At 45.7% G+C, this 21,962-nt stretch carries 14 protein-coding genes; 7 read left to right on the top strand and 7 right to left on the bottom strand.

The annotated features are described in order from the left end of the window. Positions 1-75: 75 nt before the first annotated feature. Positions 76-1,611: a multicopper oxidase family protein gene (locus ACLGGO_RS02900; protein ID WP_446418208.1), complete on the bottom strand. Its 1,536-nt coding sequence runs from the start codon at positions 1,609-1,611 to the stop codon at positions 76-78. Between the two features lie 339 nt (positions 1,612-1,950). Between ACLGGO_RS02900 and ACLGGO_RS02895 the strand changes: the two genes are divergently transcribed. Further along, the gene (locus ACLGGO_RS02895) at positions 1,951-4,290 is read left to right on the top strand and encodes an NACHT domain-containing protein (RefSeq protein WP_446418207.1); all 2,340 of its coding nucleotides are present in this window, start codon (positions 1,951-1,953) and stop codon (positions 4,288-4,290) included. A gap of 137 nt (positions 4,291-4,427) precedes the next feature. Here ACLGGO_RS02895 and ACLGGO_RS02890 read toward each other — a convergent pair whose 3' ends face one another. Next, positions 4,428-6,515, bottom strand: a complete 2,088-nt coding sequence (locus ACLGGO_RS02890) for a cytochrome-c peroxidase (RefSeq protein WP_446418231.1) — start codon at positions 6,513-6,515, stop codon at positions 4,428-4,430. A 316-nt stretch (positions 6,516-6,831) separates the two neighbouring features. Between ACLGGO_RS02890 and ACLGGO_RS02885 the strand changes: the two genes are divergently transcribed. Next, positions 6,832-6,963 carry a hypothetical protein gene (locus ACLGGO_RS02885; RefSeq protein WP_446335855.1) on the top strand — a complete coding sequence of 44 codons (132 nt, stop codon included), beginning with the start codon at positions 6,832-6,834 and terminating at the stop codon, positions 6,961-6,963. 149 nt (positions 6,964-7,112) lie between these two features. On the opposite strand, the gene crtR is transcribed toward ACLGGO_RS02885, so the two are convergent. Then, positions 7,113-8,012, bottom strand: a complete 900-nt coding sequence (gene crtR, locus ACLGGO_RS02880; RefSeq protein ID WP_446335854.1) for a beta-carotene hydroxylase — start codon at positions 8,010-8,012, stop codon at positions 7,113-7,115. A gap of 245 nt (positions 8,013-8,257) precedes the next feature. Further along, positions 8,258-9,097, bottom strand: a complete 840-nt coding sequence (locus ACLGGO_RS02875; protein WP_446418206.1) for an alpha/beta fold hydrolase — start codon at positions 9,095-9,097, stop codon at positions 8,258-8,260. 1,404 nt (positions 9,098-10,501) lie between these two features. Between ACLGGO_RS02875 and ACLGGO_RS02870 the strand changes: the two genes are divergently transcribed. The 3 genes from ACLGGO_RS02870 (at position 10,502) to ACLGGO_RS02860 (ending at position 13,818) form a co-directional block, all read left to right on the top strand. After that, entirely contained in the window at positions 10,502-11,119 is a 618-nt protein-coding gene (locus ACLGGO_RS02870; protein WP_446335852.1) for a LabA-like NYN domain-containing protein, read from the top strand. Positions 11,120-11,203: 84 nt separating this feature from the next. Then, positions 11,204-12,349: an LPS export ABC transporter periplasmic protein LptC gene (lptC, locus tag ACLGGO_RS02865; protein ID WP_446418205.1), complete on the top strand. Its 1,146-nt coding sequence runs from the start codon at positions 11,204-11,206 to the stop codon at positions 12,347-12,349. A gap of 311 nt (positions 12,350-12,660) precedes the next feature. Then, entirely contained in the window at positions 12,661-13,818 is a 1,158-nt protein-coding gene (locus tag ACLGGO_RS02860; protein ID WP_446418204.1) for an RRXRR domain-containing protein, read from the top strand. A gap of 112 nt (positions 13,819-13,930) precedes the next feature. On the opposite strand, the gene ACLGGO_RS02855 is transcribed toward ACLGGO_RS02860, so the two are convergent. Together ACLGGO_RS02855 and ACLGGO_RS02850 are read right to left on the bottom strand one after the other, a co-directional pair. Then, the gene (locus ACLGGO_RS02855) at positions 13,931-15,769 is read right to left on the bottom strand and encodes a TolC family protein (protein WP_446418203.1); all 1,839 of its coding nucleotides are present in this window, start codon (positions 15,767-15,769) and stop codon (positions 13,931-13,933) included. A 330-nt stretch (positions 15,770-16,099) separates the two neighbouring features. Then, positions 16,100-16,243: a hypothetical protein gene (locus tag ACLGGO_RS02850; protein WP_446335848.1), complete on the bottom strand. Its 144-nt coding sequence runs from the start codon at positions 16,241-16,243 to the stop codon at positions 16,100-16,102. A 522-nt stretch (positions 16,244-16,765) separates the two neighbouring features. On the opposite strand from ACLGGO_RS02850, the gene ACLGGO_RS02845 reads away from it, so the two are divergent. Together ACLGGO_RS02845 and ACLGGO_RS02840 are read left to right on the top strand one after the other, a co-directional pair. Further along, positions 16,766-18,853, top strand: a complete 2,088-nt coding sequence (locus tag ACLGGO_RS02845; RefSeq protein WP_446418202.1) for a cation:proton antiporter — start codon at positions 16,766-16,768, stop codon at positions 18,851-18,853. Next, complete coding sequence (locus tag ACLGGO_RS02840; protein ID WP_446418201.1) at positions 18,846-20,183, top strand: MFS transporter; 1,338 nt, start codon at positions 18,846-18,848, stop codon at positions 20,181-20,183. The genes ACLGGO_RS02845 and ACLGGO_RS02840 overlap by 8 nt, the downstream gene beginning before the upstream one ends. Before the next feature lie 45 nt (positions 20,184-20,228). Here the strand turns inward: ACLGGO_RS02840 and ACLGGO_RS02835 are convergent, their stop codons facing one another. Beyond that, positions 20,229-21,935 (bottom strand): ABC transporter permease, encoded by a 1,707-nt coding sequence (locus tag ACLGGO_RS02835; RefSeq protein WP_446418200.1) that lies wholly within the window; start codon positions 21,933-21,935, stop codon positions 20,229-20,231. Positions 21,936-21,962 lie beyond the last annotated feature (27 nt).

Genomic DNA, 21,962 nt, shown 5'->3' with positions numbered 1-21,962 from the left:
GACACGGATAAACGCCTTGCGCCCGATTAAACTGTAAAATCTATTCCACTATTTTTGGCTGGGGGGAATTTCAGTTTATAAGGGTGGTGCGGGTAGTGGCTTGGGCGGAGCGACTAAAGCCGGATCAGTCGAGTTATTGCCGATTTGAATTGCCCGCATCATATCGTGATCTTCGTGAACTAAATTGTGACAGTGGGTCATATATCTGCCCGTGTGAGGACCAAATTTGCCCACGACTCGTACTGACTCATTACCACCTACGTAGATGACATCTTTCCAGCCTTCCTCATAGACAAAGGGTGGTTGTTCATTGCGGTCAATAATCTGACAGTCGATCAGATGAACGTGAATCGGATGAAACCAGCCGCCTGAATTCGTGTACAATGTCCAAATCTCAACATCGCCAACTTGGGGATTCGCATCAGATTCGTAGCGATTCCAAGTGTTGCCGTTGACTACCCATTGACCGCCTGTGCGTTCGTAGCGGAATTCTCGGGTGCGTACTGCTTGGGGAATCAGTTGGGAAACAGGCGTCACGTAGCGGAGAGTGCTGGGAATTTCGCTGGTGTCTTCGGCATCCCGCACCACATCAAAGCGCATGATCCGGTCTGTTTTTTCGTAATCTTCGTTATTGTCGGGTGACTCATTTTCCAGTACAATTTTCGTGCCAATCGGATATTTGGAGAAGTCAAGGATAAACTCATAGCGTTCTGCCATGCTGATGCGGAAGCTGTCTACGGCGACGGGGGCACTTCTCAATCCGGCATCTGTGCCGATCATAATAAACTCATCGCCGGTGCTGAGTTTGAGTCGGTAAGATCGGGAAACTGAAGCGTTGAGTACCCGGAAACGATACTTACGTCTAGCCACCTCCATCCGGGGCCATGCTACACCATTAACCGTAATCACATCTCCGAACAAACTTTTTTGACCCTCATCGTCGTAGACGATCTGACCTTTAGAGTCAAATATTTTATCGTGGATGACTAGCGGTACATCATATTCACCACTGGGTAGGTTGAGATTCTGTTCGTATTCATCATAGACAATATACATTCCCGCTAGCCCCATGTTCACATTCGGGGCAGTTTTGTGAAGGGCATGGTCATGGTACCAGATTGTAGCAGGTCGGTTATTTGGGTAAATAAAATCCTTATAGTAACCCGGTTCTACAGCGTCATGCGCCCAACCGTCATACTCCGGTAGCGCCGCCATCCCATGCAAGTGAATCACCATCGGCACATCCAGTTTGTTGATGTAGCGGACAACAGACTGACGATCCCGCTTTTGCTTAATTGTCGGACCCGGAAATATGCCACCGTAGCCCCAAATCTCAGTGCTTTTCCCTGGGATGATCTGTGTCCGTGCTTTTGTGATGGCTATTTCGTAGTAATCGGTTCCTTCAAAATCTTGTAACCCATTAGAACCGGACGTGTTATCACTGCGGACTGGCTGAAGTACTGGCGGTACCCGGAAAGGTAGGGTAAAGGGATTCCCGGCGGGACTCTCCGGATCTTTAGCATGGGCAATGCGCTGGAATCCGGCGGGTAGGACAAGCAAACCTCCTGCGATCGCGGCGTACTTCAGTAGTTCTCTCCTCTTAATCGTCATGCGTTCCCTAGAGTCTATGACCTAAAAATTTGTTAAGCAGCGGAACTAATGGCAAAAGCTCTTCGTCCCCTTCGGATTTTGCCAAAGGGGTGTCAAAGATTAGGTTGAGCTGAGGTAAAACTTTTGTAAAGAAATGCTAAAATCTGTAAAATAATGTAAAGTTTATGAGAACCTGCGCTGGCAACCGTAACACTACTGAGCCTACCTAAGCTCCGTTAGACAAGGGAAATCCGAGATCATGCTGTCAAACTTAGGGAAGTTACATGTAAAACTTTGGCTTTGTCAGTGAAATTACTCAATAGCAGCTTCTTTATCCCTCTGGAATCACTAGATTGAATTATGAGCAAGCGAGCCAAGCGATCGCTACAGCTATCTCTCCAAGGCATTGAACAAGCAAAGAAGGCATTAACGGCGAAAGCCTTGAGTCAGACGGCGTTAGCTAAACAGTTGCAAATCACTCGTCAAACCCTCAGTAAATTTTTCCGAGGGGAGCGAGTCGATCGTCAGTATTTTATCCAGCTTAGTGAAAGTCTTGATCTCGAATGGGACGAAATCAGTGAGCCATTTTCTATCGAGCAAGACTTGAAAACAACAGCGCCCGAGTCAAACCGTTCTCAACTTGATGTGATTGTCCATAGATTGTATCAGCAAGGATATGGGAGTATTCAACATCGGTATGGCACAATGCGGGTGCTGGATATGTCCCAGCCGATTCCTTTAAATAAGATTTACATCGACGTTCATGTTTTAGAAACCATCCAATCCCGTAGGCGTCTTGAAGTTGCTGATCTGGGTATTACTGAAAATTATTCCAGCTTGAATAAAAACCCCGAAGAAAGAATACTGGGATTACAAGCCATTGAGAAGTATTCAAGGCTGATAATTCTCGGAAAACCAGCGTCAGGGAAAACAACATTTTTAAAGTATTTAGCGCTTCAGGGTGATTCTGGAATATTTCCAGATAAAAAACTACCGATTTTTATCTCTCTTAAAGATTTCGTGTCTACGGAAAGAAATCTCAACTTACAAAATTATATTCAGAGAATTTTCTTTATGTGTTACGAAAAGGAAATTAATCTTTTTAAAAAATTGTTATATAGTGGCAGATTTTTGATTTTATTAGATGGTCTAGATGAAGTTAGCCAGCCCTATAGAGGAGACGTAATCCGAGAAATCAATAAACTAGCTGATGATTTTTATAAAAATCATTTTGTGATTAGTTGCAGACTTGCCGCAATCGACCATAGATTTGAAAAGTTTACAGAAGTAGAACTTTCAGAATTTGATCAGCAACAAATTATCGGTTTTGTGAAAAAATGGTTCTTGGATAATGAGTGCAAGCAAAAAAAACTGATTGATGAAATTCAGGGTCATTACTCCATCAAAGACTTGGCAACCAATCCCTTATTACTCACATTTCTCTGTCTAGTATTCGAGCAATCAAATAGTTTTCCTCAATCTCGCTCAGAGTTGTATAAAGAAGCCATAGATATTTTGCTCAAAACCTGGGATACTCAGCGCAGTATTGAGCGAACGGGAGTTGGCGAAAAAATATCCGTACAGCGCCAGGAAGACTTGCTTAATCAAATCGCTTTCTTCACTGCCACACAAGGACGTTATTTGTTTAAGCAAAAAGAAATTGAACAGTATATCGCTACTTATCTGCACAGTTTACCCAATAATCCAAACATCTGTGAAGATGAGCCACTAGATAGCTATACCGTCGTCAAATCTATCGAAGCACAACATGGCATATTAGTCGAGCGTGCTAAAGGAATTTACTCCTTTTCACATCTAATATTTCATGAATATTTAACCGCTAAAGCCATTGTTGCTAGTCCGACATCTAACGAACTCAATAAAGCATTGCAATTGATTACCCGTCAAATAACTAACAAGTTTTGGCAAGAAGTTGGCTTGCTCACGGCTGAGATGTTGCCCAAAGCAGACCCTCTGTTAGAACTGATGAAACAACAGATAGATGGACTGGTGGCTGAAGACAAACAACTCCAAAAATTTCTGACCTGGCTCGATGAGAAAGCAGGTACTGTCCCGACAGCTTATGAATCAGCAATTATTCGCGCTTTTTACTTCGATCTGTCTGTGGATCAGATTCTGGGTGGGATTGGCAGTACACTGACTTTAGCTCGTGCTTTAAACCCCAAGTTAACCGACAATTTTGAGTTAGAACTGGCTTTTGATCTGGCTATCGAGTGCATCCTGGCTCTCAATCAAGTCTTAGCGCTAACGGACGATCCCATAGATGTTTTGGGTTCAGTCATTTCTCGTGCGCTTAACTATGCTAATTTGCTGGAGAATAAGCAAGATAATAGTAAAGTTTTGCCGAATTGGAGAAGCAGCCAAGCTCCGTCGCTACGTCAATTACTGCAAGACTTCCACCATCAAGCTAATTTAATTGAAACGATAAGCGAGTTTCAGGACTGGTGGCAAGGAAAGGGTAAAGCTTGGATTGAAGCCCTGAGAACGGCAATGATTGAGCAACGCAATGTCGGTCATAATTGGCAGTTCAATCAGGAGCAAGTGGCAGTATTAAAGCAGTATTACAACGCCAATGAATTTCTGGTCAATTGTCTCAAGAGGGCTGAGAGTGTAACTCCCGAAGTGAACGAAGCCATTCAAAAATCGTTGTTATTACCCGTTGCCAAACTAAAAAAATAGCTGACCCTCTAAAGGATACGGCTACTTTGACAGTCCTTAAAAGTTTTACCCTCTAGTAGAGACGTAGCATGCTACGTCTCTACACCGGATTTGACATCCTCACCACGCCGTAGGGGTTGGGTAACCCAATTTTTCGGTCACTGGCACATGTACCCTCCAGGTAGAGGGACGAACGTCGTTCCAGCCGGACAATCCTGTTGGGTGTATCCTCCTCCAGGGGGAGAAGCCGTTGTCTCGGCGGTGGATGAGGTTGATTCTGCTTCAGTTTGTACCGCCATTTCCAGGAAATTCGCCCGAACTGAACCACCGTTACGACCTACAGCAGGTAGTTCTAAAATCAGATCCTTAGCTTTGCCAGTACCGTCATTCTGGACAGACTGTTGGTTCCCCTGCTGTCCGTCGGAAATTAATAACTGCGGATGGTCGAAGGGCGCTTTATCATAGCGTACTCGTTCATCGGTAAGAGCTTTCATGAAAGCCACTAAATCCGCTTGTTCCTGCTCTGTCAGCCCTAGGTTTACGATATCTGGGTCGAGATTGGCGATATTTTCATTGTGAAAGTCGCCGCCGCGATTGTAAAATTCCACAACTTGTTTGAGGGTTAACTGTCCACCATTGTGGAAGAAAGGAGCAGTCAGTTCCACATTACGCAAACCCGGAGTCTTGAACGCTCCATCCACAGCTACTCGCTCCTGGGGCTTGAGCGCACCGGTTGGCGCACCCTCATCACCAGGAACAACTGGGAAAGGAGAACCATCCTGCTGTTCCAAGCGCGACATAGACAGGGGTTGACCAAAGGGATCTTTACCACCGACACCTAGGTCTTCTAACGTCGGTCTGACAGCAATGTTATAAAAACCATTGTCATAAACCGCAACACCTTGAGCCATCTTCATGCGTTCGAGGGGTTGGTTTTTGACATTTGCCACCGATGCATTAGTAAATTCGGGTCCGCCGTGACAGTTGATGCATTTACCCTTGTTCTGGAAAATCTCCAGCCCTCGCTTTTGTTGCTCAGTGAGGGCGTTGGTTTTCCCTTCCATATAGTGGTCGAAGGGTGTCTCATCGGAAATTAAGCTCGCCTCATACGCCTGAACCGCGAGTCCAAAGAATAGGGTAAAGTTATAGTCGATTTGCCAGAATTCGTTAGTCGTCAGAGTCTGATTTTTCGGGTTAAAGAACGTCAATTCACCACTCTCTTCAATCCGGATTGCCTGATTGGAATTCCACCACTCTGGCTTAAACGCCGCCTTAATCATCGACTCATAATTTGATGTCGTCAGCCCGGGGTCAGGCGCTTGGCTCAGGTTACCCAGAACGCTGTCTTCAGGATGCACCAGTTGATCGGCTAGGGGTCTGAGTCGGTTAATCCTTTGACCCAACTTAGCTCGTTTCTTGTTTTTATTCAGTTTGATGCCAATATCCGGAAATGTGCGCTCATCAGCAGACATCTCGAAGAAGCTCAAAGGCGGTCCTACGGCTTGAGATGCCAACGATGAATTGTTGAGGCTGATTTTGACTTTTTCTAGGTTATTCTTGTCTTTTTTGAGGACAAAGGCATTGGCATCTCTGGCGCCGAAGGGATTGACGCCGTTGAAGTCTTCTTGGGCGCGTCCATCCCAGAAGTTACGGAAGTTGAACACGGCATTAATCACAGAGGGCGTGTTGCGGGGTTCTACCCGACGAACTTCGATGTCTCCGACATGGAAAACTGGGTCAGGTAGGAAGGTGACATCTTCTTGGGAACTGCCTGGAATAATGTCATTGAATTTCGATAAGAAAACGCCTTGAGAGGAGCTGACATCGTTCGTGTCAGCCAAAACTGTGGAGTTGCGGTTATTGGGATTACTTAATTTGTGGAAAGGATAGTCTTCCGGCTTAAGCTGGTAGTTGGCTGCCCCACCTAGGTCAAATACCTGATCCGGATTGGGACTTTTATTAGGGTTGACTTGCAACAGTCCTGGACTAAGCTGGTTTTTGGAGCGATTATCGGCTCCTGCATGGAAATGGCAACTGGCACAGGAGGTGAAACCATCGCTCCCCAGTTGCATATCCCAAAATAATGTCTTTCCTAGGGCAATCGCGGCAGTTTTGTCCTTAATAAAGTCTCCAATATTGTCAGGTTCGGGAACCGATACCGTTTTCAGGGATGCCAGAGTACTGGGATTGGCTGGGGCTATTTGCGCGGAAACCCCATTGCCAACCACTACTGCGGCTGTTACCATCGCTGCGATCGCAGTAGTTCGGGTCAATTTTAATGACCCCCGTCTCCAAGGGAACTTTTTTCCCTTCCACCACTGGCTGAGCAGGTTCCGAGGGTGAGCGTGAAACTGATTTATAACGGCTGGCTGTCGCCCTCTCAAAAGCGACATAATCACGGCGCGGCTCGATGCGTTGAGAAAGCGTATTAGGAGAGTAAGGGATAAACCCAAAGTTAGAAATTCCAGGATTTTCAAGTGTACAAGAAAGTAGAAACCACTCTGAACTTTAAGACAGATTACTCGCCTTAGCTTAAATTCTTTAACAAATCTTAATAAAGTTTTGTTAAGTATTTCTGCCGCCAGCCCCTGTTTATCCCCATTCGGCACTCTCAAGGGTCATCCTACAGACAAGGGGCGATCGCACCATTTCTCTGATATGATTTTCACCATGGAAAAATGTGCCTACCTATAGCCTCTACACCAAGCCATTCAGACAAAGAAATGCCTAGGGCGCGATCGCACCCTAGGCATTTTGGTTTTATCGCCTCTGCTTTTGACCTACATTCAGCGACAGTAGGGGTTTGGTTACCAAACCCCTACTACGAACCCAATCTCATCTGTCTAATTTTCGCGAGTTTTCTCAGACCGTTTATGATGAAAACGAATTCCCAGGAAAATATCATAGACGAAACTCAAAAAATCTTTGCCTTGTAGCAGTCCCAATGACTGATGACAGCCCTTTTTTGCTAATAGAGGCTTAGTAGCTCTATAGGCTCCTTGATATTTATACCAGGGAATAGAGGGCCACAGATGATGAATCAAATGGTAATTCTGACCCATAATCATAATATTCAGGATCGGGCTCGGATAAACCCTAGCATTTTTCCAGCGATCGCGTTCTTTAAAAGGACGATGGGGTAAATAGTCAAAAAACAAGCCTAATGCCAACCCGACAACCAGTGCTGGGGTAAACCAGAAGTTCATAATGTAGCCCAAAAAGCCATACTGACACGCCAGGTAAATCACCCCAGCAACGAAAGCTCGGCTCAAGAACCATTCGATCAGTTCATACTTACGCCACAAGCGGCGCTTAAAGAAAAAGACCTCATGGTAAAAAAAGCGTGCTGCAATTAACCACAGAGGTCCCCCCGTTGACACAAAATGATCGGGATCGTTTTCTGGATCATTAACATTGGCATGATGCTGCATGTGTACCCGGGTAAACACCGGGAAAGCAAACCCCAACATCAGCGCACTCCCATGACCCATCAGCGCATTCGCGATCCGATTTTTGTGGGCAACATTGTGAGAGGCATCATGGATTACCGTACCCGCCATATGCAATGCTAGGACATTAATGCTAAAGCACAAGGGTGCAGGTAACTCCCACAGCCAGTAACCGCAGGTCGAGAAGACGATCAGAGCTATCGCTACTATAAACATTAGTAACGTTAGATTAAAATCTTCGGGGGGACCCAAGAATTCTCTGGGTACGGTCAGTGGCTTGATTGCCTCCGACATCGTTGTCTTTACTCCTTATTAACTATCCATTGGTAGTATAAGATGTCTTAACAAAATTATAAAGTTTTGTTGACATCAGGTCATTTAATCAAAATTGACCGACTGATAAGCTTAACATTTGTTTTCCAGATGTGCCACGGCGCGTCTGGGAGATGGGGAAGATGGGGAAGATGGGGAAGGTAAGGAAAATGAGGTGTTCCAGACGTAGCAGGGTACGTCTCTTATCGTTCAGATCAACTCCTCACCTAAACCCCAATAATTTCCGAGAAATCGGGTTCAGTTTCGGGCTGAGGAAGGCTGAGATCTAAAAAATTTTGTTGTTTTAATATTTCAAATAGGTTGACATCCGTTTCTAGTAAACAGGCATGACCAGATTTCGGTAGCACTGACATCGTGGCATTTGGCAGATACTTGACTAATGACTTGGCTTCTGCTAAAGAAGACCACAAGCGGTCAGCAGCGCTGGCGAGGATGAGGACGGGTTGGGTCAACTGTTCGAGTTGTCCTGGATGAACCTTAAAATTCCTCAGCATTGAGACTCGCCAATGCATAGTTTTTGCAGGCATTGACCGCATAGCATCTAAGAGGGCGCGGCGATTGCTGGGAACCATCCGATTGAGGGATGATAAAACAGGTAACAATGTCAAGGCAGATAAGTGATAAATATTATCCGGTAATACGCCTAACCATTGCGATCCCCAAAGTAACCAAGAGGGTTGACTCACGGATGTGGCTGGGTTACTTAAAATGATTCGGTGCGATAGATGGGGGGCACTGAGGGATACCTTCAGCGCTAAACAGCCACCAAATGACTCGCCACATAAATAAACCCTTTGACAGCGTCGTTGGCTGAGTTCTTTGGTAATTAAACTGGCGACGTGATTGGCTAAGTCTTCCCAGGGACTCAAATCATGGGGAGGAATAACCAAACAACGAACATCAAACGCTGCGGCTAAACTTGGCATCTGCGATCGCAATAGCTGACCGGTTCCATCCATCCCCGGTAAAAATACGAATAAGGGATAATCGGGATTGTGCGATCGGGGTGTCAGAAAATAAGGATGACTCTTTAGCTCTGGCATCATTGACTCCAGGCAACCCTTCGATGATACTAGATGACTTTCCCCCGTAGGGGCTTTCTCTCCTGAGACACTGTTCCGTACTGATTAGTACTGATACAATCCTCAGGGATAGTTATTTAATCTTTCTTTACAATAAGCGGTAATACGGCTGACTGGCAAATATCTAAAGGTGGGGATGATTGAAATGGAGAGGAAGATGGGAACAATCAGGGAGATGAGACAGCCTGTTCCAGACGTAAGGCGTGGAACGTCTGGAAGCTTTGTGAGATGGGGAGGATAGGGCGGATGGATAAGCTTGGGAAGCCTGGGAAGCCTGGGAAACCAGGAGAGTTAACTCACGCACCATGCCTTATGGGCTTAGTGTTGGGTCAAAACTCATAACTCTCGCACTTCCCCATTCAACAACAGCAGTTGACAAAATAGCTATTATATGAATAGGCGACAAAGAGAAAGATCTTACCTCTCCTGCTGCCTTTGCCCAATATCTAGACCGTTGATCTGTCACTCAACCTAGAGATGAGCTTGAGCTATGCTAATTTAACGAAATAATTCCTGATATTGAGAAATAACTCTTTTTTTTAGTTAGTTTAAGCTTTTTTAAACAAAGTTTAGTAAACTTTGTTAATATTTTGTAGTATTTAATACTTCTTCTGGGCAAAATGTTAAGTAAAGCCAACTGGCAATACCATGCCAACCAAGTAAGGGAGGGCGTTTTAGGAAACAATCGATGATTTCTCACCGAACTCAAAGAAACAGATTTAGGCGTCAAGAGCAACTTAGCCAACCAACTTAAGGACTTACTTCGCCAAAGCTTAGGTAAGAGGTATGCTTATTACCAAAGGGTTAGAGTAGAGGGTATCCACCAAGACAGTGGCAAGCGAGCATATTCCAGAGTTGATCAAGTAACGGTTAAGCGATCGCGTGGCTAATACTCAGACTGTCCTCACCTTGAGGCAAGTCGGCAAAAACATCATTTCTGGAATTAATGCCCTTAACTCATTTAACCTATTCCTTACCAAACATGAGTTTGGGAGTTTGTACAAGAATGGGAAACAGTATCCCAAGTTAGCAGGTCTTGTACAGTATCAGGTAATAAGCTAGACTAGCAGCTTGTCTGTTCTCGCTGACTATTCCCGATCAACATCGATATCTACCAAAAACTTGGCTATCCCATTGACTTTAACCAAAAAACTCTCATTTAAGATCATGAAACATCAGTCAGTCATCGCCGTTGGGGAACCTTAGCTAATCAGCGCTAAAGTAAATCTCCACCTGTTTTTGGGCGATGGAAGCCAAATGGTGTTCTGTCGTTTTCAGCCACGAGAAACTTGGGGCTGACTAGACGAGAAGAGGGTTGGGAAGAAGGAGGCATCTATTTCTTTCATAAAAAACAGAGGCATAAAAATCATGTTGAATAATTTTAGTACTGATCCCATTTTTACACCTGAACAAGTTTTAGAAAATCGCGGTCGGGTTGCCATATTTATCGATGGCTCCAATCTGTTTTATGCAGCTTTGCAATTAGGCATCGAAATTGATTACACGAAACTGTTGGTTCGTTTAACTGCAGGTTCCCGATTGCTGCGATCCTTCTTTTACACTGGTGTTGATCGCACCAATGAAAAGCAGCAAGGGTTTTTGCTGTGGATGCGCCGCAATGGATACCGTGTCATTGCTAAGGATTTAGTGCAGTTACCTGATGGCTCGAAAAAAGCGAATCTAGATGTTGAAATTGCTGTGGATATGATGGCGTTAGTTGGGTCTTATGATACAGCCGTTCTTGTCAGCGGTGATGGAGATCTGGCTTATGCTGTAGATGCTGTCAGTTATCGAGGAGTGCGGGTTGAGGTAGTTAGTTTACGTTCAATGACTAGCGATAGTCTAATTAACGTCGCGGATCGGTATATTGATCTGGATCAGATCCAAGAAAGTATCCGCAAATCCCCGCGACAAAACTATACCTACCGTCCTTTGTCTGGTATTGGCATGATGGATGATCCTGGAGACCAATCCATGGGTCATTAGTCATAAGTTATGAGTCATTAGTCCTTGGTTTTCGGGCGTAAGGACTAATGGCCAACCATCAAAATTGCACATAAGCTTGCTCCAATGATGTTGAGTTGGAAACGATATTTGGCGGTGAGCCTCTGTCTATTGGCTTATGCCCCACTCTCCGGCTGTCAGACTGACAGCCAAACGGTCAAGAAAATTCAACAAGATACAAAAGCCACTGAGATTGAAGGCTCTCTTGTGTTTAACAATGTCACCTTGGAGCAAGCTGATGAACAAGGTCGCCCTTTATGGCGGGTAAAAGCTGACACAGCGATATACAGTAAAGATAAAAAAATAGCTCAAGTTGAACAGCCAATCGGTGATTTATTTCAGGATGGAAAGGTTATTTTAAAAGTGTCAGCCAAGAGCGGGGAAGTCCGGGAAGATGGCAAACAAATCTTTCTGCGAGGAGAAATTACCGCTACAGATACCCGCAATGGTGCAGTGTTCAAGGGTGAGGAATTGGAGTGGTTACCCCAGGATGATTTATTAGTGGTGCGCCGAAATTTAGAGGGACGCCATCCCGAACAAATCGAGGTCACAGCGAATGAAGGGCGGTATTTGACACGCCAAGAACAAATGGAACTCAAAGGGTCTGTACAGACAATATCGAAAGACCCAAATGTGCAACTGAAAACTGAGCAGTTGACTTGGCAAATCAAAGAAAAAAAGTTAATTGGGGATCAGCGGACTCATATTGAACGGTATAAGGATAATACTGTGACCGATCGCGTAGTCGCTAACCAGACTGACTATAACCTAAACACCAAAGTAGCTATTCTGAAAAACAATGTTCAGCTTACGTCCATTGATCCGCCGGTTTTAATATCCAGCAATGAAGCAATCTGGGACGTCCAGGCGGAAACAGTACGCTCAAATCAGCCTGTTCAGATTGTCCATCAGCAAGAGAAGGTTGTCATTACGGCTAATCAGGGACAGGTAGATTTGGGGAGCGAAGTCGCCAATTTAAGGGGAGGTGTCCAAGGTGTAGGTAGTCGCAACCAAGCCGAACTCTACGCCAATCAGGTCAGGTGGGACATTCCCACTCAGAAGATGCAGGCGTCAGGGAATGTCGTTTATAAACAAGTCGATCCCCCTTTTAACGTAACCGGAGCCACCGCCGAGGGTAAATTACAGGATCAGAGTATGATCGTCAGGAGTGGCTCTAGCAGCGATCGCGTCGTTACCGAAATTGTCCCCTAGAGTACAAAGGCTGGGGGAGATAGGGAAGCCTGTTCCAGACGTAAGGCGTGGAACAATGGCGAGAATAATTCATGAACCGCGCCTTACTTCTTGAAGACGCGGATTGGCAGAGATAACCTGCCAGTAGAGACCTTCCATGGACGGTCTGTACATGAATAGGGCATGAGTTGGTAAGGGATAATCACTTCTGAACGCTTCTCTAGTTCAGCTTAAATGTAGGTTCAGGAATCTCTGAAAACTGGGTAAATCCAGGACACACCCTTACCAATGCCTTAAGAGACGCAAACATTTTACACGAGTGGATTATCTCTATGAATCGTGTTCCAGTAGTTAGCAAAGAAGGAAAGCCACTGATGCCCACTAAGCCGTCTAGGGCTAGACGGTGGCTTAAGGAAGGTAAAGCTGTTGGGAAATGGTCGGACTTGGGTGTATATCACGTTCAACTGATCGAACCATCGGCAGAGGAAGTACAACCGATTACTGTCGGAGTAGATCCGGGAAAGTCATACTCTGGCGTCGGTGTCCAGTCAGCTAAATGTACCCTGCTGCAATTGCACCTTATTCTTCCATTTGGTCGCGTTAAAAAGCGGATGAAAACCCGCGCCATGCTACGACGGTCTCGACGTTCTAGAAGAATCAACCGGGATGTTCCGTTCAAGCAACGTAACCATCGGCAATGCCGCTTTGATAACCGCAAACAGTGCAAACTCCCCCCATCCATCAAAGCCTCACGGCAGTTGGAGTTAAGGGTAGTCAAAGAGTTGGCGGCAATATTTCCGGTAACTGGGATAGGGTATGAACGGGTTAGAGCCGACATAGACCAGACTAAACGCAAACGTGCCAAGTCGGGCAAAGGTTTCTCTCCGGTAATGACTGGGCAGAATTGGGCAATATCCCAGATGGAAAAAATCGCTCCTGTCTATGTCCGGCACGGTTGGCAAAAAGATGGGAACGGCACATCTCAACTCCGAACTCAACTAGGTTTAGAGAAGGATTTGACCAACAAGTCTATAGCCAAACCGGAGACCCACGCAGTTGATGGAGTGACGTTGGCTTGCGGGTATTTCGTCAAGTATGTTCGGTTCACTGGCTTTAACTCTCGCGGTTACACCCACTTTGGCAGCGTCAATATCACTCCCTCCCCATTCAAGATCATTACCCGTCCTGGCGCAGTGAAACGGGGGAAAGAATACGGCTTTTTCCGCCGTCAATTGCACTTTGAAGTCCCGGGCAAGTCAGGGATAAGGAAGCGTAAGGGTGGAACGATTACACCGTTTGGTCTTAGGGTTGGTGACTTAGTAAGAGCCGAAAAAGCCGGGAAAATCTACATTGGCTACGTCGGCGGATTCACTAAAACTAAAGATACCAAAAATATCTCTGTTTGTGACTACACCTGGAAACGTATTGGGCAATTTGCCCCCAGTAAAGTCGAGTTAATCAGGAGGAATAATGGGTTGTGTGTAGCGTAAAAAGGGAGATGTTGGACGCCTCCATTCTTCCGGCGTCCCGCTATTCCTCCTCGGTTTACGAGAGTTGAAACCGAGGACTCTCGCGAATACGTTGAAAATGATCTAGCCAAGGTCAAGGTAAATCAAAAAGAATACTATTTGGAAGATTACTAATCGCCCGTTGCAGCTCTGCTAGGGCTCGGTTGTAGTCCAGAATTGCTGTCAACAGGTTGACTCTGGCACGAGTTAACGCCGTTTGCTGATTAATGACATCGGTTTGAGTACCCACCCCAGCACCAAATCGTAACCGTGCCAATCGTAAGCTTTCTTGTGCCTGTTCTAGGGCAAAGGATGCCGTTTGAATATTTTCCTGGCTGGCTGTTAGCTCAAAAAAAGCTTGTTCAACCTGGAAGCGGATTTGGTCACGCTCATTGGCAAATTCGGATTCCGCGATCGCGACATCCGTTTCGGCTTGTCTGGCTCTGGCTTTTGCCGCTCCCCCATCAAAGAAATTCCACTGGAGTTGCGCTCCTAAAGTTAAGCCATCAGTCGGACCATCACTATCATCCAACTGGGCGGCAATATTATATCGGGCAAATAGATTCAACTGGGGTTTATTCGCCGCTAGGGCAATGCGCTGTTGTTGTTCATTAATATTACGTTGTACCAGTTGCTGTTCCAACTCCGCCCGGTTTTTCAACGCCAAAATAATGCTTTCTTCCAAGGAAATTTCCCAATCTCCTGCCACATTTATGGGATCAGCCGCAGAGATGCCCACCTGCTGATCTAAACTCAACAATTGTGCAATTTGGCGGCGGGCAATGCGTTGCTGACTGATGGCGTTGGTTAACGCTTGATTATTATTGGCGAGTTCCACCTGCGCCTGCAACACTTCAAATCGAGTTCCTAAGCCAGCTTGTTCGAGTAACTGGGCATCCCGTAGACTGCGAGCCGCATCATTAACCGCCGCTTGGCTAATTTCGACTTCGGCATCTGCCTGTTGCAAATTGTAGTAAGTGCTGGTGACATTGAGTCGTAAATCTGCCAGGATGCTTTCTAAACCCAGTTGCTGGAAGCGTACCTGTTGTTCGGCGGCTTGAATGGCTGCTGGGCGACGCCCCGCCGTATAGGCGGCATAATTTAATTCCAGTCGGCTCTCAAAGTTTGTCGATGTGATACTTTGGTTAGTTTGATCTAGTAGCCGTTGTTCCGACTCAGTGCGGATAAATTCGGCAATGGCGCTAATCGATGGAAACTCGGCAGCTAGGGCTTCTTGCAGGGCAAACTCCGCTCGTTCTAACTGGAATCTAGCAATTTGTAACTGTTGATTGTTTCGCCGTGCCAATTCTATTGCCTGTTCTAGGGTAATTGGCTGAGTCGTTTGCACTTGGACTTCTTCTGGTTTGGTGGGAAACAGCAATGGATTGGCACTGGGATTGAGTAATTCTAATATCGGTAGATCAGGGGTGGTAGACGGTATCGGCAAAGGTTCGATATTTGGCGTGAGAAAGTCGGGTGAGGGTGTTTCTGGTTCTTCCAGAGTGGGTAGGGAGGGGATAGCTTCAGGGGATTGAACAATCAAGCTGTCTGGCTCTTGGGTAACCCGTCTGTTACTAGAGTCTTGAGCAAGTTCTGAGGGATTGGGGGAATTTTCAGTTTCAGAGGTTACGGGTTCACTTGCAGAGGTCAAGGATTCACTTCTGTTTGCGGGAGTTGGCTCCTCTATCGTGTTCACAGGAGAATTAACGGTGGGAATGGAGTGATCCTCTGCATCTACGAGTAAGTTCTCCTCACTCGATTGGGACTCAACGTCTGTCAATCTTCTGTGTGTCACCCCATCACTTTGATGAGTCGGGGCTTGACGTTGAAAGCTAAGCGGCGACGGGAAATCTTGAGAGGCGCTTGGTTTTGTATAGATCAGAGCGATCGCAGTCCCCACACCTAGAGCGACAAAATCACGAAACGTTGGCATAAGTTTAAAGTTGGGTCTTTAGTCTAAAAAAAATTATTTTGCTTCCATTGGTAGAGTCACCATAGGCAGAATAATCGTTGAGCTGCGAGCTTGGCAAACTGGGTCAAGGTCAGAGTATCTCAATCAAGCTTGACACAAAGAATAAGCAGCATCTAGCTTGATCAGCTTACCCTAAGGTTGTGGCGATTCACCCCCAGCCACCATTAACTAAATTAGACCAGTAGGGGTTTGGTAACCAAACCCCTACGGCGTGGTGAGGAATCGCCATCCTTGTAGGGCGGTGAGGATGTCAATATGCGATCGCGTCCAAGGGGACAGGTTATTGCGATTTTAGATAAGCGCGATCGCGTTACCAGCATCCCTGCAAAAAGCCGAGAACCAGGTGCGTGTGGCTAGAGCTAGACTGGCACAGGTGTAAGCTGTAGCCAAAGCGGGTGAGAGTGAACGTGGAGCGATCGCGGCATTGTCTGGCATCAGCTTGTGATCCTGAACCCGCCCCTACATATTTACTTTACGCGCCATACCTGACTCTTCAGCGCGTTGGGTCAAGAAGATGTATACTTAGGGATATAGAAATTTATATTCCTCATCTAATTTCAAAGGAGACGTCGTATTAGTTAGGGTAGAGCGGAAGTAACAGAAACTTTCGCGTCTGGTATTCAGGTGCTCTATCGCTCAGAACAGATATTGGATTAGCTTGGCAGCTTCGCTACAAATTGTTGTCTCCCAAAAATTCGCTCTGAGCAACGAAGAGTCAGGAATTTGCCACCAAGCCAATAGCCAATTTAGATAAGTTTTATGGGGCTTGTTCTCACTGTAAATGAGCCGCATAAAATCTATAGCATTTCTATTAATTCCAGCCTAAATCTAGAGCGTAAGTCCATTAATAGCAGTAGTAGAGACGTTCCGGTGGAACGTCTAGTTATTTCTGGCTGAATAGCGGTTCTCGCTGAAAACAGTAAAGTCTTTCACCTTTATCTAAACCAGGATGATCAGATGGAATTAGTACGAACATGGCTTCCTGATAGCCCACTTGTATCGTTTACTATTCTCTTATTAGTAATTTCGGCAATTCCGCCAATTTTTGAGCGCTTACGATTGCCCGGATTAGTGGGTTTGCTGGTGGCGGGGGTAGTGCTAGGTGAGCATGGGTTAGGGCTACTGAGTGCTGAAAGCGAAACCATACATCTACTATCGGACATCGGCAAAATCTATTTGATGTTCGTGGCTGGATTAGAAATTGACTTAGAACAGTTTCGCAAAAAGAAAAATCGCTCTTTAGGGTTTGGTTTTGCCACATTCATTGTGCCGCTGATTGTCGGTACCCTAATTGGGCAACTATTTGGTTTTGGTCTAAACGCTTCGATACTCATTGGTTCTCTATTTGCCTCCCATACCCTATTAGGGTATCCGATTGTCCAGCGTCTAGGTTTAGTTGAAACTGAACCCGTCATCGTCACTATTGGTGCAACAATCTTTACAGATATCAGTGCGCTGCTCGTATTAGCCATTTGTGTATCGATTCACGCCGGAGAATTCTCCCTCTATACCCTGAGCGTGCAGCTTGGCTCACTAGCTATCTATGCGGCAATTGTTTTGTTTGGCTTTGATTGGGCAGGAAAACAGTATTTTCGCCGTACTGGTAATGATCAAGGTAATCAATTTCTCTTTGTTTTGCTGGCAGTGTTTCTCGCTTCAGTGGGAGCGCAAATTATTCATATCGAGCAAATTGTCGGGGCTTTTTTAGTCGGTTTAGCCGTGAATGATGTGGTGGGGCGCTCTCCGGTGAAAGAGAAAGTGGAGTTTGTGGGTAGTGTCTTATTTATTCCCTTTTTCTTCGTCGGTATGGGCTTAATGCTCAATTTACCCGTATTCCTGGAAACCCTGAGGAGCAGTTTCGGACTCACTGTAGCTATTTTAGCCGGATTAATTGGTAGTAAATTTCTCGCCGCCTTCCTCGCGAAAGTCCTATATCACTATCGCTGGAACGAGATGATGGTGATGTGGTCCCTGTCTTTGCCTCAGGTGGCGGCGACATTAGCCGCTGCTTTGGCTGGTTTGCAGGTGGGGTTGCTGAGTGAGGCGGTGTTTAACAGTGTCATCGTTTTAATGCTGGTAACCTCTGTTCTCGGTCCGGTGTTAACCGCAAAATTTGCTCCCCAGCTACCTCTACCCAAGCCCAGTCCTGAGATTAGCCAATCGGTGCTTTGGTGGGAAAGTCGAGCCGAACACCGAGTCCTGGACGAGCAGTTTGAGCGCGATCGCTCTGATTTTACCGTAGTTGTGCCGATTAGCAACCCTCTGACGGAGCGCTTTTTAATTGAAATGGCTGCATTATTGGCACGTCATGAATCGGGTCAGATTGTACCCTTATCCATTGCCCAGGATCAACTTCAGATGGATGAACCCCAGATGCAAATCACTCTGGGGCAAAGTCGGCGGCTTTTGGTACGTGCTAAACAAATTAGTTCTGAGTTTAAGGTTGAGGCGAAACCCGCACTACGAATTGAGGATGATGTGGCGCGGGGAATTATTCGTACTGCCCGAGAACAAGACGCCCGTTTAATTGTCATGGGCTGGAGCGAAAATACCGGCTTACGGGCGCGTTTGTTTGGCACTATCATTGATAGTGTTTTTTGGTCATCCCACTGTCCGGTTGCTGTGATGCGGCTATTAGATGAGCCAATAAAAATACGCCGCCTTTTAGTGCCGGTAAAGAACTTCACACCACAAACAGTGCGAACCGTGCGATTTGCCCAACTGCTGGCGGATACCAATCAAGGTTCGGTAACGTTATTGCATGTTTGTCCCTCACAAACAACATCTGAGGAAATTGCTTCACTTGAGTCTGAGTTGTCTCATGTCCTCTGTAGTGCAGGACCACAGGTCAGTTCCTCGATTAAAGTCATTCGTCACGAGGATGTGGCGATGGTGATTCTCAATGCTTCTCAGTCGGTTGACATGGTGATTTTGCGCTCACTAAGCCGTCGTACTGTTGCTGGATTAGCCGTTAGTGACGTTACCACTAAACTGATTAACCACCTTAAATCTTCATTCGTACTCTTTGCCGAACCTCATGCTTAAAATCAATTTTTTATCTTCAACTCCGCTTTGGTTTTTTCACTTAATTCCTTACAAAATCGGGGAATGCTTTTTCATTAACCTGCTTTCCCTGTTTATCGTGCAAGTCGTTGGTGGGAGTATCACAGATGTAGGTAAAACCAGTTCCTTAGTCTCTCTGGCTGGTGTGGTTGCTTTTATCCTTTGGGGCAATCTCTCAGACCAATTAGGCTCCCGCCGCCCTTTTTTGATTCTAGGATATGTCGGATTTTCTCTGTGTATGGGGTTAATTAGTGTAGCCGATAATCTCATCCAAGTGCAGCAATGCAGTATAGTGGCAGGATTTTTGATGGCAGCCATTATTCCTGTATCAACTGCTCTATTACTAGAAACTGTTCCAGAAAAACAATGGTCTCAATCATTAGGTCGTTTTTATCTGATTGGGAGTTGGAGTTTTGTTATCGCTTTAATTGGAGGAGGAATTTGGCAAGAAGTTTTCTCTGATTTGTGGGGGTCTGTCTCAGCTATGCGAAGTTTATTTGTTTTTGCCGCTGGGGTAAGCTTACTCAGTTTGATTCTCTGTTTAATGTGGGTGCAAGAACCCCAGCAGGTTCGTTCAACTCGCTCATTTAGTCCATTATTACTGGGACGACTCTCTGTCGCTGTTATTGAACGGGGAGTGCTGTTTTACCCATCCCGAATGATTTACTTTATCCTGCGTCCAGAGTGGCTAACTCAGATACAGCAGCAGATATATAGTCCCCTGAATCTTTATTACATTTGTTCGGCTCTATTGTTCCTCGCGATTCAAATTGTCTATCTCGCCTTCCCCATTTTTCTGGCTGAGGTTTTGGGAGCAACAAATTCTTTGATTTTTTTAATTGTTTTTGGCAAGGCGTTGATTGAGGCATTTTTATATTTTCCAATCGGTCAGTTCGCCCAAAAACATGACAGTATTAGATTGCTGACTTGGGTAACAGCCGTGCGAGTGGGAATTTTTATGATTTTTACCATCCTGGCACTTTTAAAGCCAACACCAATGAGTTTAGTCATTATTGGATTTGCCCATCTGTTCACGGGTTTGACTTGGGCTGTGATTAATGTGGCTAGTACCCTATCAGTAGCAAGGCTGGCGACTAAAGGTGAGGAGGGAATGGCGCTGGGAGTCTATAATTCAATTATTGGGGTAGCAACGATTTTGGGTTCTCTAGTCAGCGGCTATTTAGCGGCGAGTTTTGGATATAGTGTTTGTTTTGCCACGGGTACATTGTTGACAGGTTTAACGGTAGTTTGTTTTTGGTTGCTAGAATTTATTATGGAAAAAGGGAGTGAAACAATGCCTTCTTTGTCCTAACTTTGTAGAGACGTAGCAGGCTACGTCTCTACAATGATGATTCTATTACTGAATCTCTAAGGGCATCCGCCCAGACAGTAAGGCTTTAGTCGAAGACTCACCCGCTTTTCTCAACTGTCGCGTCAGTTGAAGATTCAACAAGACTAATGCCAGGGATTGACCAACGAGAGCGACTAAGACTGAGGTTCCCGCTGCATATTGGATGCTAGCCCAAGGAAACGCCGAAAATAGCCATAGCGTAGGTTCTACCGACGGGGACATGGACAAAAAGCCGAAAATGATGGGCGGTAAAATAATGATTCCACCCACCACCGTTGCTGCCCAAACTGCCCGCTTTGGCGTTTTCAGCAACAGCATAAGCTGTCCAATTGAAGCATAGAAAACGATGAGACTGGCGGTTACCAATAGCCCCAAAATCGCCGGTGTCTTGTATTCACTGGGAGACCACAGCAGAATCCATGGCAGTAACATAGCAGACGCGATCGCTAAATTCAACAGAATCGCTACAGGGGCGGGACTGGTTTTGCCCCAGATTAAGTCTGCCATAATCCCAGCTTGGCGCGATGAGCGTTTGGCGTGACGGTAACGCGCCCAATCTTGCATCGTCTGACGATGGGGACTCAACGCCGCGATTAGTCCTAAAAACAGGATCAGATTAAACACCAGTAGGAATTCAAAATTCTCAAACAACCCTCTGGCATAATTTCTCGAATTGTTTACATCAGGATTTAGTGCAAATCCGAGAATCATCACTTCAAAGCAAACCGTTAACCGATAACTTTGTCGCTTACTCAGTAAGGTAGCCGTAGGGTTGTGAAAACGGCGATTTAACCCCTGCCAAATCCAGTAACTCCATAAACCACAATTGAGAATGGCAAATCCAGCCATCGCCCACATTGTCTTACCGATGGGGAGATAAAACCAACCCAAATCCCCAAAATCACCGTTTGGATAAGTATTAACCGCATCTAGAGAACTCGACTCAATCAGGTACGGTAAAAAAATTGCCGGATTAAATAAGGTCAGCCAATCCATGGGGGTGTTACTCATATCCCCGTGATGAACCATGCTGGTGATAATCGACAGGAATATGAGCATTCCGCCACTACCCAACCAAGGTTGAAAACCGCCCAACCCATTACCGACTAAGCCAAATAGTAACGCCCCACTGAAAAAGAATAGGCAACTGACACCCAGAACCGTGTAGAACGCTAGAATCTGACTCAAACCAATGTGACCCGCCAAACCCGACACCAGATGCAAGGGCAAGGCGAGGGCAGCGACTAGATAAAGTAACAGGGGAACTCCCAATAATTTGCCCCCTAAAATATTCAGTGTTGAACCCGGAGTCAAACGTAGAAAATTGAGGGTACCGCGACTTTCTTCCTGAAACAAATCACTAATCAGCATATAGATGCCAACGACTAAAAGGGCAAAAATACCGATTAGGCTAAGCCAAACAAATACATCTTGCCACCAGAGTGACCAATTGATCACAAACCCACCCAAGCCATCGGATAGACAGGTTGGAGAAGAATATTCCTGAGTCACACCTGTACAATAACGGCTGTAACCAATCTTTTCCTCCTCAACTACGGGTAATTCACCGGCAAAACCAATCAGTAGCAGTAACTGTCCCAAAAAAGACATGGCTACGGCAATTAAGATATTGCGGGGTTTAAGCCGCCCTTTAATTTCTCGAAACAACTGGGGATTCCATTCCCCTAGTTGGTTAACTAAATTCAGTGCCATCGTAATGTGAGTCTCCCTCTAGTAAAA

It is taken from the genome of Coleofasciculus sp. (assembly GCF_046565525.1).
GTDB lineage: Bacteria > Cyanobacteriota > Cyanobacteriia > Cyanobacteriales > Coleofasciculaceae > Coleofasciculus.
This window is presented reverse-complemented; position numbering and strand designations above follow the sequence as displayed.